Consider the following 14,320-nt stretch of genomic DNA (forward strand, 5'->3'; position numbering starts at 1 on the left):
GTCGCGTTGCAAAGTTTTCACAACGCTGCCGTGACGGCAAGCCGCAAGGTCCGCGGCGCGCCGGGAAAGAGGTACACGTGACCGTACTGGTAGGGCGATTCCTTCCAGTACCGCTTGTCGGCGAGGTTCTCGATGCCGAAGGTCCACTGCGTCGCGACGCCACCGATCTTCGTGTCGTAGCGCAGCGCCGCATCGAAGCGCGTCCATGAAGGCAAGGTGATCGATCCATCCGGCAGGACATTGCGGCGGCCTTCGTGCGACATCTGGCCTTGCAGTTCGAGGCCGGGGACTGCGGCGATGCGGTAGGCGGCTTGCGCCCGAAGCACTTGCCGCGGTACGTTGGTCGGGCGCTGGCCGTTGACCGACGCATCGGCGCTGCCAGAGCGCTTCGCATCGATCAGCGTCATGCCGGCTGCCAGACGCCAGGGGCCGTCGCGCCAGTCGCCGTTCAGCTCCAGGCCGCGATGCTCGGCTTCGCCATCGAAGCCGGCGGTACACGGCGCAGCCGGGTTGCCGCAGGTGTCGATGTCGGTCACCGGCCGTGTGATGGCGAACAGTGCTGCCTGCCAGTTCAGCGCGCCCTTGCTCCCCTTCAAGCCCACCTCGCGCTGGCGAGACACGAGCGCGGGCAGGCCCTGGCCCGCGTTGGCGTAGCCGACGTTGTTCGGCACGACCTGCGACTCCACGCCTTCGCCCCAGCTCGCGTAGGCCATGAGACCCGGTTGCAGTGCATAGCTCACGGCCACCCAAGGCGTGGTGATGCCGTCTTTGTAGCCCGTGGGCTCGGAGCCGTCGGTGCGCACGCCGTCGCGATTGAGCCGCGTATGCCGCACGCCGAGCCAGCTGGTGAAGCGGTCGTTCCAGCGGATTGCGTCCTGCAGCGACAGCTCCGTGGAGCGCTCGTCGCGGTCGGTGTTGGGGATGATTGGTGTCGGATCGGCCGGCACGATCGCGGTACCCCACACATTGCCGATGCCGACCGGCCTGTAGGCTTGGTCCTGGAAGCGGTTGCGCACGCGGCTCGCCAGCAGGCCCACCGTCAGGTCGTGCCGCACGCTGCCGGTCATCACGTTGCCCTTGAGGCTGAGGTTGCCCGCGGTCTGTGTGCGGCGCTCGTCCTCGCTGCGGAAATCGTAGAAGTCGAAGGTGCCGTCCGAACAGTAGCGGTCATAGTTGCCTTCGGCGCCGCAGCCGGAGGCGTAGGCGAGCCGGTCGTCGCTCTTGAGCCGCTGCTGGCCGACCTGCGCGCTCCAGCGCCAGTCGCTGTTGATCGCCTGCGTGAAGCGCAGCGTGCCGGTCAGCCCTTCGAACACCGAGGGCTGCGACCACGGCTGGTTGTTGAGGTTGATGCGCGGGTCGACCGGCGCCGGCAGCGTGTTGCCGAGCAGGCTGAAGCCGTTCTGGCTGGGCTGGCGCTTCTTGCTGTACTCGATCTCGGCCTCGAACACCGAGTCGCGGGTGATGCGCCAGTCGGCTGCCAGCGAGAACAGGTGGCGCTCGCCGTCGAGCGAATAGGTGCGCGGCTTGAGGTCCTCGGCCGCGACGTTCAGTCGGTAGCCGAACTGGCGGTCCTCGCCGAAGCGCCCGCCCAGGTCGACCGCACCGAGCACGCTGCCACGGCCCGACACCTCGGTGCGCACCTTGCGCAGGTTCTGCTCGGTCGGTCGCTTGACCACGTAGTTGACCAGGCCGCCGGGCGCGCTGGTGCCGGCCTGGATGCCGCTGGTGCCACGCAGGATCTCGACGCGCTCCTTGTTGTCGAGCGGGATCGCCGTCTCGGCGCTGATCGGCAGGCCCTCGCGCCGGTAGTTGAAGCGGTTGTCCAGCACGAAGCCGCGCACCGTCAGATAGTCCCAGTAGCCGGCCGAGTTGTACGCGTCGGTCACCGACGGATCGAACTGCGTGAGGTCGGCGAGTCGACGCGCGCCGCTGGCCTGCAGTTGCTGGCTGTCGATCACGGTGGCGGAAATCGGCACGTCCTTCAGCGGCAGGTCGCCGAAGCCGCTGATGTCGGCCTGCGGCGGGGTGCTGCGCGCGTCGACGGTGACGGACGGCAGCGTGGCCTCCTGGGCGTGCGCGACGGCACCCGTCATCGAGAGCAGGGCAGCCGCGACGGCCAGGGCGACGGAGGTGGGGCGAGGGGTGTGCATGGGGCGGGTGGGAGCAGGGAAAGAAGTCATCGGATTCAGTGCGCAGCGGCAACGGCGGCGGTTAGTCGTGCGGCCATCGCCTCGGGGTTGTCGGCGGCGATCAGTGCACGCACCATCGCGACCGAGCCGACGCCGGTCGCGAGCACGGCCGGCAGCCGCTCGGCATCGATCCCGCCGATCGCGACCCGCGGATAGCCGCGCAGCAGGCGCGCGTAGGCGTGCAGACGGGCAATGCCTTGGGGCGCCGTCGCCATCCGCTTGAGCGTGGTCGGGAAGACGGCCCCCATCGCGATGTAGCTCGGGCTCACCATGTCGGCACGCACCATCTCCGCATAGCCGTGCGTGCTGACGCCCAGCCGCAGGCCGGCCGTGTGGATGCGCCGCAGGTCGTCGGATGCGAGCGCATCGAGGTCTTCCTGCCCGAGGTGCACGCCGTAGGCGCGGGCGGCGATGGCAGCCTGCCAGTGGTCATTGATGAAGAGCCGCGCGCCGGTGCCTTGCACGGCCTCCACCGCAGCGGCGACTTCGCGGTCGATCGCAGCAGCGTCGGTCGACTTGAAGCGCAACTGCACCGTCGGCACACCAGCGCGTGCCATGCGACCGACCCATGCGGCGTCGGGGAGCACGGCATAAAGGCCGAGCTGTTCGGGGCAGGGCGCGAAGGCATCGCTGCGCGCGCTGGGCGGGAAGCGGCCCATGCCGAAGTCCGCGGGCGAATCGGGCCAGGCCCGGGCGTCGAAGCGGCCGGTGCGTACGGTCTGCGCATGCCAGGCGCAGGCCAGGCATTCGGCATCGGCGTCGATGAAGCCGAGCGCCATGCAGGCCTGCTTGGCGGCGCGGTACACCGGATGCGCGGAGCGAAAGCCGACCGGTGGTGGTGTGACCGTGCCGAAGCGCGCGGCATGCGCGGCGACGATCTCGGCGGCGGTGGGGGTGGTGTCGTTCATGCGGTGTCGTGGTGCCAGAAGGGCGTGCCGAGGACCGGCGTGCTGGGTTGCGCGCAGGCCTGCGCGGCCATCGCACCCGCACGGTGTGCATTGCGGCCGGCCCGCACCGCATCGGCGAAGGCGCCGGCCATCGAGACAGGGTCCTGCGCCAGCGCGACGGCGGTGTTGAGCAGCACGCCGTCGTAGCCCCACTCCATCACCTGGCAGGCGTGCGAGGGCAGGCCGAGGCCGGCGTCGACCAGCAAGGGCGCGTCGAGTCGTTCACGCAGCAGTTGCAGCGCGTACGGGTTGACGGGACCCCGGCCGGTGCCGATGGGCGCGGCCCAGGGCATGACGGCCTGGCAGCCGACGTCGACCAGGCGCTGGCACAGCACCAGGTCGTCGGTGCAGTAGGGCAGCACGAGGAAGCCGTCGCGGATGAGCTGCGCGGCGGCGTCGACCAGGTTCAGCGTGTCGGGCTGCAGCGTGTAGTCGTCGCCGATGAGCTCGAGCTTGATCCACGGCGTGTCGAACAGCTCGCGCGCCATCTGCGCGGTGGCGATGACTTCCTGTACCCCGTGGCAGCCGGCGGTGTTGGGCAGCACCGGCACGCCGAGTTGTCTGAGCATGTGCCAGAAGCCGTTGTCGTCATGGCCGCCGGTGCCGGGCACCGCGGTCTGCCGGCGAAGCGATGCCGTGAGCATGGCTGGCCGCGCGCACCGCACCGCGGCCTCGAGCACGTCGGGCGACGGGTAACGCGCCGTGCCCAACAGCAGGCGGCTGGGGAAGGTCTGGCCGTAGAGCACCAGCGGGTCGTCGGATGTCGATGCGTGCATGGGCTAGCCTCCAGTCACCGGGCGAATGACTTCGAGCCGGTCGTCGTTCTTCAGCGCGTGCGCGGCATAGGCCGAGCGCGGCACGAATTCGCGGTTCACCGCCACCGCATAGGGCGGCACGGCGTTCATCGCGACGAGCGCATCGGCCACCGTGGCCGGCTCGGGCAAGGTGTGCGGCGTGTCGTTGATCAGCACGTGCATGCCATGGCCTCCATCGGCAGGTCGAAGCGCTCGGCCAGTGCCGAGTGCCCGGTGGCCAGCAGTTCCATCGCCATGTCCAGCATCGCGGGCGCCACCAGAAAGCCGTGCCGGTACAGGCCGTTGATCTGCAGCACGCGCGGGCGCGGTTGGCGCAGGGCCGGCAGGTTGTCGGGCAGCGTTGGCCGGCACTGCGTCGCGATCTCCAGGATGCGTGCTTCGGCGAAACCGCTGTGCACCGCATAGGCCGCGCTCAGCAGTTCGAGCGTCGAGCGCACGCTGGCCGGTGACAGGTCGGCCGACTCGATCTCGGTGGCGCCGATGACGAACACGCCATCGGGCTTGGGCGCGATGTAGAGCGGGTAGCGCGGGTGCACCAGCCGCACCGGCCGCGTGAGGGCGACCTCGGGCGCGTGCACCCGGATCACCTCGCCGCGCACGCCACGCAGCGATGGCCATTGATTGCGGGCGCCAAGGCCCCGGCAGTCGATCACGCGTTCGTTCGGTGCGGGCGAAAAGTCGTCGAGCGAGCGGGCGTCATGCCAGTGCATGCGCACGTTCGGCATCGCTTCCAATGCAGAGCGCAGTGCATCGAGCAGCGCGCGGTTGTCGAGCTGGCCTTCGTCCGGCAGGAACAGGCCCTGCGCGAAGCGGGTGCCCAGCGACGGTTCCAACGCCGTGATGCGATCGGCGTCGACGCGCTGCATCGCCGGCAGTGCGGGTACCTGTTCGCCGGTGTGTTCGAGCACGCGCGCCAGGCGCGCCGCTTCGGCCGCGTCCTGCCGGTGCCACAGCACCAGCGTGCCCTCGCGCTGGAAGAAGACCGGCGTGTCGAGCGACTGCAGCAGCGCGGGCCAGCGTGCGAGGGCGTGATGGCCCATGCGCACCACCGACGCGGGTGCCACGGCGGATTCGGCCAGCGGCGCGAGCATCGCGGCGGCCACGCGCGCGGCGGCGCCCTCGGCCTCCGGGCCACCCGCGTCGAACACGGCGACCTGGCACCCGGCGCGCGCCAGGCCGAGCGCCATCAGGCGGCCCATCAGGCCGGCGCCGAGCACGGTTGCCGCGTCGAAAGGCAAGGAGCTCATCGCGTCGCCGCGACGGTGCATCGCACCCATCGCCCATAATTTTCGAGATGACGAACCTGCCCGCCACCGACGCGCCACCGACGCAGCGCTATGCCCGCGTGCTTTCCATCGCCGGCTCCGACAGCGGTGGCGGTGCCGGCATCCAGGCCGACCTCAAGACCTTCGCGGCACTCGGCTGCTACGGCATGACGGCCATCACCGCGCTCACCGCGCAGAACACGCGCGGCGTTACCGGCATCCATGCCGTGCCGCCCACGTTCCTGAAGGCGCAGATCGGGGCGGTGGTGGAGGACATCGGCGTCGACGCGGTCAAGCTCGGCATGCTGCCGACGCCCGAAAGCGTCGAGGTGGTCGCCTGGGCCATCGAGCACTACCACCTGCCGAACGTCGTGCTCGACCCGGTGATGGTCGCGACCAGCGGCACCCGCTTGATCGCATCGGAGACCGTGGCCCTGATGGTGACGCTGCTGTTCCCGCGCGCGGTGCTGGTGACCCCGAACCTCGACGAGGCGGCATGGCTGATCGGCCACGGCATCGGCGACATCGATGCGCTCGACCGTGCAGTCGACGCCCTGTTGATGCAAGGCATGCGTGGCGTGTTGCTCAAGGGTGGGCATCTGCCGGGCGACGACCTGGTCGACCTGCTCGGGCAGCAGGGCGGGGCGCGCCATCGCTACGCCTCGGCACGCATCGCCAGCCGCAACCTGCACGGCACCGGCTGCACGCTCTCGTCGGCCATCGCCGCGCAACTCGCGCTGGGCCATGCGTTGCCCGACGCCGTGGGCCTGGCGCGCCGCTACGTGCTCGGCGCGATCGCGGCGGGCGTCGACGTCCAGACCGGTGGCGGGCACGGCCCGCTCAACCACGGCTTCGCGCCGGTGCCGACGCATCGGCTGCCGCAGTGATCATGTGTGCCATCCATTTGCTCCATGCAAAGTGTTTGGCAGGTGGGCATGGCCCGAAAGCACAAGCGACGCGACCGATCGGCGGTGCGGCATTGCGGCGTGTCGGGCCGGCTTCCCTGCGCGAGGATTACCTCAATCAGGTTCAAAGGGACTCTCTCAGCCGTTGCACTCGCGTGCGTCGGCACCCCTAGCGGATCGCTGCGCGGGTTGCGCGCAGCGAGGGTGATTCTAGTCACACCGGCGCAGGTCGCGCGTCTTGGGTAGGCTCACGCGCCTCATCCCGATTCCTGATCTCTGCATGAAAGCCATCACCTTCGACGATTTCGGCACGGCCGACGTTCTGCAACTGACCGATGTTCCCGAGCCCGTGCTCCGCCCCGACGATTTGCTGGTGCGCAACCGCGCGGTGGGCGTCAACCGTGCCGACCTGAACCAGCGCCGGGGTGCCTATGGCCGCGCGGACTTCGGCGACTCGACACTGATGGGCCTCGAGATCGCCGGCGAGGTGATCGCGATGGGCGCGAACGTGTCCGGCTTTGCGCTGGGCGACCGCGTGATGGGCATCGTGGGCGGCGGCGCGTACGCCGAGATCGCGCGCATCGACCACCGCATGGCGGTGCAGGTGCCGCATGGCCTCGACGATGTGCAGGCGGCCGCCGTGCCCGAGGTGTTCGTGACCGCGCACGAGGCCCTGGTGCACCTGGGCCGGCTCGAGGCCGGCGAGCGCGTGCTGATCCACGCGGCGGCGGGTGGCGTCGGCTCGGCGGCGGTGCAGCTGGCCCATGCGATCGGCGCCCAGGTGTTCGCGAGCGCCAGCGGCGACAAGCTCGACCGTGTGCGCGCGTTCGGCGCCGACGTCGGCATCGACCACCGCGCGCAGGACTTCGCGGAGGTCGTCGCGGCCGAAACCGGCGGGCGCGGCGTCGATGTCGTGATCGATTTCGTCGGCGCGCCTTACTTCGAGCGCAATGTGCGCGCGCTGGCCGACGGTGGGCGGCTGGTGCAGGTCGGCGTGATGGGCGGCACGGCGGGCGCGAGCATGCCGATCGACCGCCTGCTCTTCGGTCATCTGCAGATCATGGGCACGGTGATGAAGTCGCGCACGCCGGCCGTGAAGCAGGCGATGACGCGGCGCTTCGCGCAGCGCTGGCTGGCGCAGTTCGGCTCGGGTGAACTGCAGCCGGTGATCGACACGGTGTGGCCGCTGGCGCAGGCGGCCGACGCACACCGGCGCATGGAGTCCGGCCTCAGCGTCGGGAAGATCGTGCTGTCGGTGCCTTAACCGCCCGCGTAGCCACCCACGCCCAGCAGTTGGTGCAGGCGTGTGCTGGTCGTCGTGTACTGCAGGTGGATCGCCTTGCCGGGGAACACCAGGGCGGCGGCGCCCCAGGCGGCCAGCGTGGCCTCGTGGAAGCCGCAGACGATCAGCTTCTTCTTGCCCGGGTAGGTGTTGATGTCGCCGACCGCGAAGACACCGGGCGCGCGCGTCTCGAACTTCTCGGTGTCGACCGGCACCTGCTTGCGCTCGAGTTCGAGCCCCCAGTCGGCGATCGGGCCGAGCCGCGGCGAGATGCCGAGGCAGGCGATGAAGGCGTCGATCGAGCGCGACACGATGCGCGTGTCGGGCAGCGTGACTTCCAGCTCGCTGCCGTCGAATCCCGACGGCTGGCCGACGACGAAGCTGAGCGTGCCGTCCCCGATGTGCGCACGCAGTGCCGCGACCTTGGCCGGATCGGCCTGGAAGCCATCGCGCCGGTGCAGCAGCGTCACATGGGCGGCCTGGCCGACCAGTGCCAGGGCGGTGTCGAGCGCCGAGTCATCCCCGCCGTTCACCACGACCGTCCGGCCCGCGAAGCGGTCGAGGGTGTCGGGGTGATAGAAAAGCGTCGAGCCCTCGAACGCCTCGACGCCCTCGATGGCCAGGCGGCGTGGCACGAAGGCGCCGACGCCGGCCGCAATGATGACGGTCTTCGCGAGGAATTCGGTGGCGTGGTCGGTCGACAGGCGCCAGCGCCCGTCGGGCTCGCGCGCCAGTGTCTCGACGCGCTGGCCCAGATGCATCACGGGCTTGAATGGCGCGACCTGCAGCAGCAGCGAATCGACGAGGCCGCGGCCGGTCGTGGCCGGCGTGCCGGGGATGTCGTAGAGGGGTTTGTCGCCGTACAGCTCGACGCACTGGCCGCCCGCGTGGGGCAGGGCGTCGACGATGTGGCAGGAGATCTCGAGCAGGCCGAGCTGGAAGGCCTGGAACAGCCCGACCGGCCCGGCGCCGATGATCAGCGCGTCGGTCTCGATCGGTGGGCGCGCCGACATCGGAGGGCTTACTTCACCAGTTCCGAGATCTTGTTGGGCTTGTCTTTCCAGTCGTCGGCGTCCGGCAGCGGCGGCTTGCGCTTGGTGATGCTCTTCCAGCCGTCGGCCAGGGCCAGTTCTGCATTCAGCTTGATGAAGGCGAGCTGGTCGGCCGGCAGGTCTTCTTCGGCAAAGATGGCGTTGGCCGGGCATTCGGGGATGCAGACGGCGCAGTCGATGCATTCGTCCGGATCGATCACCAGCATGTTGGGACCTTCGCGGAAGCAGTCCACGGGACACACGTCGACGCAATCGGTGTATTTGCAGCGGATGCAGTTTTCGGAAACGACGTGGGTCATGAGAGTCTGTGCCGGCCTGTGCCGCCGGGTGTCGGCGTAGTGAAATCGGGGGAAACCCCGCATTTTAAAGGTTCGCGGGAGGCGTCAGGCGGCGGCCGGTCGAACCAGCACCGCGGCCGCGGTCTTGTGGGTGGCCGTGTCGACCAGCACCAGCGATCCCAGCGTGCGCGAGCGCGTGAAGGGCAGCACCGCCAGCGGCTGCTGCAGCGCCAGCACTACGTCGCCGATCGCGTTGGCTTCCAGCTGGTCGGCCGGCCGGGCTTCGAGCGTGGCGATGTCGACCCGGTCGACGATGCGCGCCACCTTGGCCTTGACCCAGCGGTGGCCCTGCAGCGCCCAGTAGACGCGGCCGGGCACCAGCGGCTCGTCGTCGAGCCAGGCGACCGTGGCGGTGATCTCGCGCACCGGCGTGAAGGCGCCTGGCGCCAGCAGCCAGTCGCCGCGGGATACGTCGAGTTCGCGATCGAGCACGATGCCGGCGCTGTGGCCGGCATGCACCGTCTTCGACTGGCGCGTGTGGCCCAGCACCTGCGCCACCGTCGCGCTCTGGCCGCTCGGCATGACGGTGACCTGCTGGCCGGGCTCGACATGGCCGCTGGCGACGCGACCCCAGAACACGCGTCGGCCCTGCGAGGTGTCCGACGACGACGAGAACTTCTCCACCCACTGCACCGGGAAGGCGAAGGGCACAGCCTCGTCCTGCGCGGTCACCGGCAGGCCTTCGAGCAGGTCGAGCAGGGCGGGGCCCTGGTAGCCGCACCAACCTTCGTGGGCCGACACGACGTTCCAGCCCTTGAGGGCAGAGATCGGCACGATGGCGGCGACCTGCACGCCCGCGCTCGCAGCGAAGGCGTTCAGCGCGTTCGAGATGCGTTCGAAGGCCAGCTCGGCATCCGTGATGGCGTCGAGCTTGTTGACCGCGAACACGATCGACTGCACGCGCAGCAGATGGCACAGCAGCGTGTGGCGGCGCGTCTGGGCGAGCAGCTCACCCTTCACGACTTCGCCGTCGGTCACCTCGGCCGCCCAGCCCAGCTTGGTCGCGTCGACCAGCACGACGGCCGCGTCGGCGCTCGATGCCGCCGTGACCATGTTGCGCGTGTATTGCTCGTGGCCCGGCGCGTCGCCGATGATGAACTTGCGCTTGGCGGTCGCGAAATAGCGGTAGGCCACGTCGATGGTGATGCCCTGCTCGCGCTCGGCCGAGAGACCGTCGGTCAGCAGCGCCAGGTCGGTTTCGCCGCCGCGCTGTACGCCGGCCAGCTGGTCCTGCAGCACGGTCTTGCTGTCGACCAGCAGACGACCGATCAGCGTGCTCTTGCCGTCGTCGACCGAGCCGCAGGTGATGAAGCGCAGGGCTGCGCCGGTGTCGGCGGCGATGGTGGATTCAAGGGTGGTGGCGGTCATCAGAAGTACCCGTCTTTCTTGCGCTTCTCCATCGAAGCTTCCGAAGTCATGTCGTCCATGCGCGTCGCGCCGCGCTCGCTCACGTCGACGCTCAGCGTCTCCAGCACCACGTCGCCGGCATCGGCCGCGAGGCTGGCGACCGGGCAGGTCGTGGTGATGTCGCCCACGGTGCGGAAGCGCACGTCACGCGTCTGCACCGTCTCGCCGTCGCGCGCCGGGGTCAGCGGCGTTACCGGCACCAGCAGGCCGCGGCGCTCGACCACTTCCCGCTTGTGCGTGTAGTAGATCGAAGGCAGCGCGACGTTCTCGCGTTCGATGTATTGCCACACGTCGAGCTCGGTCCAGTTCGAGATGGGAAACACACGGAAATGCTCGCCCGGTGCCAGACGCGTGTTGAACAGCGTCCAGAGTTCGGGGCGCTGGTCTTTCGGTTGCCATTGGCCGAAGGCGTCGCGGTGCGAAAAGATGCGTTCCTTGGCGCGCGCCTTTTCCTCGTCGCGGCGGGCACCGCCGATGAGCGCGTCGAAGCGGAATTCCTCGATGGCTTCGAGCAGCGTGACCGACTGGTGCGCATTGCGCGACTCGCCCGGGTGCGCCAGCCGCACCGTGCCGCGCGCCATCGAATCCTCGACGCTGCGCACGACCAACTCGGCGCCCAGCTCCTTGGCGCGGAAGTCGCGGAAGTCGGTCACTTCGGGGAAGTTGTGGCCGGTGTCGATCATCAGCAGCGGGTACGGGATACGCCCCGCGCCGAAGGCCTTCTCGGCGCACTTGAGCAGCACCAGCGAATCCTTGCCGCCCGAGAACAGCAGCGTCGGGCGCTCGAAGGCGGCGGCGACTTCGCGCAGGATGAAGATCGCTTCTTCCTCGAGTGCGTCGAGGTGCGTGTTGGACAGTTGCGCGGGAGAGTGCATCGGTTGCAGCAGTTCGGAGTCGGTGCGGGCGTTCATCGGAGGGTCCTCAGTGCGACAGGTGCAAGCCGCATTCGCGGTTGTCTTCGCCCTTGGTCGGGTCCACGTAATCGAAGTTGTTGGGCAGGCCGTGCGCCTCGCAGTAGTCGTAGAGGTCTTTCGACGACCAGTGCAGCAGCGGCGCGACCTTGATCAGGCCGTCGGGGTTGAGGCTGACCGGGTCCATCTGCGCGCGCACGGCCGTGTCGGTGGCGCGCAGCGCGGTGAACCACACCTTCGGCGCCGTCTCGCGCAAGGCGCGGGCGAAGGGCTCCAGCTTCACCTCTTCCGTGAAGGCCGCATGGCGCGGGTCGTCGAGCGCCGGCGTGGGGCCGTCGACCGCTTCGCGGTGCGCCCGCGAGCGGCGCGGCAGGTAGATGTGCAGGTCCAGCCCGAGCTGCTTCGTCACTTCGTCGGCGAAGCGGTAGGTGGCCTCGGTGTTGTAGCCGTTGTCCATCCACACGACCGGCACGTCCGGCTTGGCGCGCGTGACCATGTGCAGGATCACGGCCTCGAAGGGGCGGAAGTTGGTGGTGATGATCGCGGGCTGGCCGAGGCCGATGGCCCAGTCGACCAAGCCGCTGGCATTGCGGCCCAGTTCGGTGTTGACGTGTGCGAGATCGATGCGCATGGGGCGAAGTTTTCCGTGGGGAGCCCGAACTGTAGGGAGCCGGCTTATGGAAGCCAACGATCTTTTAGTTCGCGCTTTATGCGGATAAGCAAATGCACCCCTGTTCATGCGGGTTGCGGGGCGATTCGGGCGTCCCCCTGGATATGGGCTGTCACCGGGTCACGCATCGAACGCACGAAAAAAAGCCGCGCACGAGGCGCGGCCTGGGTGTGCTCACCGAGGGGCCGTCAGGCGTGCTCGCGCTTGAAGATCGGGTCGGCCGTCACCGCATCGCCCTGGTAGAAGGCCGCGAAACGGTCGAACTGGCGTTGCGCTGCCGATGCGTCGACACCTTCGCGCAGCACGGCGCTGGAAAAGCCCATGCGCTGCATCTGCACCAACTGGTCGATCAGCACGTCGCCGGTGGCGCGGATCTCGCCCTGGAAGCCCATGCGACGGCGCAGCAGGAAGGCCTGGCTGTAGGCCCGGCCATCCGTGAACTTCGGGAAGTGCAGGTCGATGCGGTCGATGTCCTGCAGGCACACGGCGATGGCGAGCGGGTCGGCGTCGTTCGCCAGCTGCAGCACTTTCGGGTCGCCGTCGTCGACGTGGTCTTCGGCGGCCACGAGCTTCAGCGTCTTGTTCATGCGGCCACCTCTTCGGCCTTGAAGCGCGCGCCGTTGGCGGCCGCCTTGAACGGATCGGGTCCGACGCGGCGCAGCGTGTCGATGAAGGTCTCGCGCTTCCCGTCGATGACCTGGCGGGTGTCGCGGTAGGTCGAGAGCACGGCCTCGATCACCTCCGGCACCTCGGCCGCGGTGAAGGACGGGCCGACCACCTTGCCGGCCTGGGGCGTGCCGCTCAGGTCGGAGCCGTCGGAGCCGGCCAGCGTGACCTGGTACCACTCCTTGCCGTCCTTGTCGACGCCGAGGATGCCGATGTGGCCGCTGTGGTGGTGACCGCAGCTGTTGATGCAGCCGCTGATGTGCAGGTCGATCTCGCCCAGGTCATCGAGTTCGTCCAGGTCCTGGTAGCGCTCGGTGATGGCTTCGGCGATGGGGATCGAGCGGGCGTTGGCCAAGTCGCAGAAGTCGCCGCCGGGGCAGGCGATCATGTCGGTCAGCAGGCGCACGTTGGCGCTCGCGAAGCCCGCCTCGCGGGCCGCCAGCCACAGCGCGTGCAGGTCTTCGGCGTGCACCCAGGGCAGCAGCAGGTTCTGGTCGTGCGTCACGCGGGCCTCGCCGGCGCTGAAGCGGTCGGCCAGGCGTGCGGCGGTGTCGAGCTGGTCGGCCGACGCGTCGCCGGGCGCCTGCTTCAGGCGCTTGAACGACAGCGTGACGGCGCGCAGCGCGGGGTTCTGGTGCGGCGCCACGTTGCGGGCCAGCCAGCGCGCGAACATCACGTCGTCGGCGGCGTGCTGGCGCAGTTCGGCCTCGGTCTTCTCGGCGCTCTGCAGCACGCGGGTGGCGAGCGCGGGCGGCACGAAGGACGCGGCCACGCGGTCGAACTCGGCCTGCGTGATGGTGTGCGGCGCGCCGTCGTGCTCGATGATCTGCTTGTACTCGGCCTCGACGTCGTCGATATAGCGCTGGCCCTCGGCCTTCACCAGGATCTTGATGCGCGCCTTGTAGATGTTGTCGCGGCGGCCGTAGCGGTTGTAGACCCGCACCACGGCTTCCAGGTAATTCATGATCTGGTTCCACGGCAGGAACTCGCGCAGCACCGTGCCGATGATCGGCGTGCGGCCCATGCCGCCGCCCACCTGCACGCGGAAGCCCAGCTCGCCGGCCTCGTTCTTGACCAGGTGCAGCCCCACGTCGTGCCAGCCGGTGGCGGCGCGGTCTTCCGCGGCGCCGGTGATCGCGATCTTGAACTTGCGCGGCAGGAAGGCGAATTCAGGGTGCAGCGTGCTCCACTGCCGCATGATCTCGGCGAAGGGGCGCGGGTCGGCGATCTCGTCATGCGCGACGCCGGCGCGCTCGTCGCTCGTGATGTTGCGGATGCAGTTGCCGCTGGTCTGGATGCCGTGCATGTCGACCGTGGCCAGCAGGTCCATCACGTCGGCGCTCTTGGCCAGGGGAATCCAGTTGAACTGGACGTTCTGGCGGGTGGTGAAGTGGCCGTAATGGGTCGGCATGTGCTTCGTGCCCAGCAGGCCCTGCTTCTCGGTGGCGCGCCGGTAGACCTCGGCTTCGGGTTCGTCGTACTCGCGGGCGATGCGGGCGAGCACGCGCAACTGCTTGCTCGACAGTTCGCCGTAGGGCACCGCCACGCGCAGCATCGGGGCGTAGCGCTGCACGTACCAGCCGTTCTGCAGGCGCAGCGGCTTGAATTCGTCTTCGGCGAGCTTGCCGGCTTGCCAGCGTTCGAGCTGGTCACGGAACTGCGCCGCGCGCTGGCGCACGAACTGGCGATCGAAATCTGTGTATTGATACATCGTGTAGGGGGCTTGAGCGCGGCCTGCGGTCGGTACCGCCAAGAAGGGCGTCGACTGTAGGGTCGCCGCTTGTCAAAACCAACTATTTTTTGGTTCACGCATTATGCGGATAAGCATATTCACCAGTGGCCATGCGGGTTGGCGGGCGATCGGAGGCCTTGT

Annotated in this window: 14 protein-coding genes and 1 riboswitch; of the genes, 2 read left to right on the forward strand and 12 right to left on the reverse strand. The window is 69.0% G+C overall.

All coding sequences use genetic code 11. The annotated features are described in order from the left end of the window. Positions 1–17: 17 nt before the first annotated feature. Genes QTH86_RS01440 through QTH86_RS01460 form a run of 5 tightly spaced genes read right to left on the reverse strand, consistent with a single transcriptional unit; the run spans position 18 to position 5,198 of the window. Complete coding sequence (locus QTH86_RS01440) at positions 18–2,150, reverse strand: TonB-dependent siderophore receptor (protein ID WP_353505989.1); 2,133 nt, start codon at positions 2,148–2,150, stop codon at positions 18–20. Between the two features lie 35 nt (positions 2,151–2,185). Then, positions 2,186–3,097 carry a thiamine phosphate synthase gene (locus QTH86_RS01445; RefSeq protein WP_286646441.1) on the reverse strand — a complete coding sequence of 304 codons (912 nt, stop codon included), beginning with the start codon at positions 3,095–3,097 and terminating at the stop codon, positions 2,186–2,188. Next, positions 3,094–3,912: a thiazole synthase gene (locus tag QTH86_RS01450; RefSeq protein WP_286646440.1), complete on the reverse strand. Its 819-nt coding sequence runs from the start codon at positions 3,910–3,912 to the stop codon at positions 3,094–3,096. Before QTH86_RS01450 ends, QTH86_RS01445 begins: the two co-directional genes overlap by 4 nt. Before the next feature lie 3 nt (positions 3,913–3,915). Beyond that, the gene (gene thiS / locus QTH86_RS01455; RefSeq protein WP_286646439.1) at positions 3,916–4,113 is read right to left on the reverse strand and encodes a sulfur carrier protein ThiS; all 198 of its coding nucleotides are present in this window, start codon (positions 4,111–4,113) and stop codon (positions 3,916–3,918) included. After that, the gene (locus QTH86_RS01460; protein WP_286646438.1) at positions 4,101–5,198 is read right to left on the reverse strand and encodes an FAD-dependent oxidoreductase; all 1,098 of its coding nucleotides are present in this window, start codon (positions 5,196–5,198) and stop codon (positions 4,101–4,103) included. The genes thiS and QTH86_RS01460 overlap by 13 nt, the downstream gene beginning before the upstream one ends. Before the next feature lie 47 nt (positions 5,199–5,245). On the opposite strand from QTH86_RS01460, the gene thiD reads away from it, so the two are divergent. Both thiD and QTH86_RS01470 read left to right on the forward strand, forming a co-directional pair. Further along, a complete protein-coding gene (gene thiD / locus QTH86_RS01465) occupies positions 5,246–6,103 on the forward strand; it encodes a bifunctional hydroxymethylpyrimidine kinase/phosphomethylpyrimidine kinase (protein WP_286646437.1) in 858 nt (285 codons plus the stop codon). A gap of 96 nt (positions 6,104–6,199) precedes the next feature. Next, positions 6,200–6,302, reverse strand: a riboswitch (TPP riboswitch). Between the two features lie 99 nt (positions 6,303–6,401). Next, on the forward strand, positions 6,402–7,385 hold the full coding sequence (locus tag QTH86_RS01470; protein WP_286646436.1) for an NAD(P)H-quinone oxidoreductase: 984 nt from the start codon (positions 6,402–6,404) through the stop codon (positions 7,383–7,385). On the opposite strand, the gene QTH86_RS01475 is transcribed toward QTH86_RS01470, so the two are convergent. From QTH86_RS01475 to QTH86_RS01505, 7 genes are all read right to left on the reverse strand, one after another. Continuing rightward, entirely contained in the window at positions 7,382–8,416 is a 1,035-nt protein-coding gene (locus tag QTH86_RS01475; protein ID WP_286646435.1) for an NAD(P)/FAD-dependent oxidoreductase, read from the reverse strand. The genes QTH86_RS01470 and QTH86_RS01475 overlap by 4 nt on opposite strands. A gap of 8 nt (positions 8,417–8,424) precedes the next feature. Then, positions 8,425–8,754, reverse strand: a complete 330-nt coding sequence (fdxA, locus tag QTH86_RS01480; protein WP_286646434.1) for a ferredoxin FdxA — start codon at positions 8,752–8,754, stop codon at positions 8,425–8,427. An 84-nt stretch (positions 8,755–8,838) separates the two neighbouring features. Further along, positions 8,839–10,161, reverse strand: coding sequence for a sulfate adenylyltransferase subunit 1 (locus tag QTH86_RS01485; RefSeq protein WP_286646433.1), 1,323 nt, complete (start codon positions 10,159–10,161; stop codon positions 8,839–8,841). Then, complete coding sequence (gene cysD / locus QTH86_RS01490; protein WP_286646432.1) at positions 10,161–11,111, reverse strand: sulfate adenylyltransferase subunit CysD; 951 nt, start codon at positions 11,109–11,111, stop codon at positions 10,161–10,163. Before cysD ends, QTH86_RS01485 begins: the two co-directional genes overlap by 1 nt. Positions 11,112–11,121: 10 nt before the next feature. Then, a complete protein-coding gene (locus tag QTH86_RS01495) occupies positions 11,122–11,742 on the reverse strand; it encodes a phosphoadenosine phosphosulfate reductase domain-containing protein (RefSeq protein WP_286646431.1) in 621 nt (206 codons plus the stop codon). A gap of 227 nt (positions 11,743–11,969) precedes the next feature. Next, positions 11,970–12,368, reverse strand: coding sequence for a DUF934 domain-containing protein (locus QTH86_RS01500; protein ID WP_286646430.1), 399 nt, complete (start codon positions 12,366–12,368; stop codon positions 11,970–11,972). Beyond that, entirely contained in the window at positions 12,365–14,158 is a 1,794-nt protein-coding gene (locus tag QTH86_RS01505; RefSeq protein ID WP_286646429.1) for a nitrite/sulfite reductase, read from the reverse strand. Before QTH86_RS01505 ends, QTH86_RS01500 begins: the two co-directional genes overlap by 4 nt. Positions 14,159–14,320: the final 162 nt, after the last annotated feature.

Origin of the sequence: Variovorax sp. J2L1-78 (genome assembly GCF_030317205.1) — a bacterium.
Classification (GTDB): domain Bacteria; phylum Pseudomonadota; class Gammaproteobacteria; order Burkholderiales; family Burkholderiaceae_C; genus Variovorax; species Variovorax arabinosiphilus.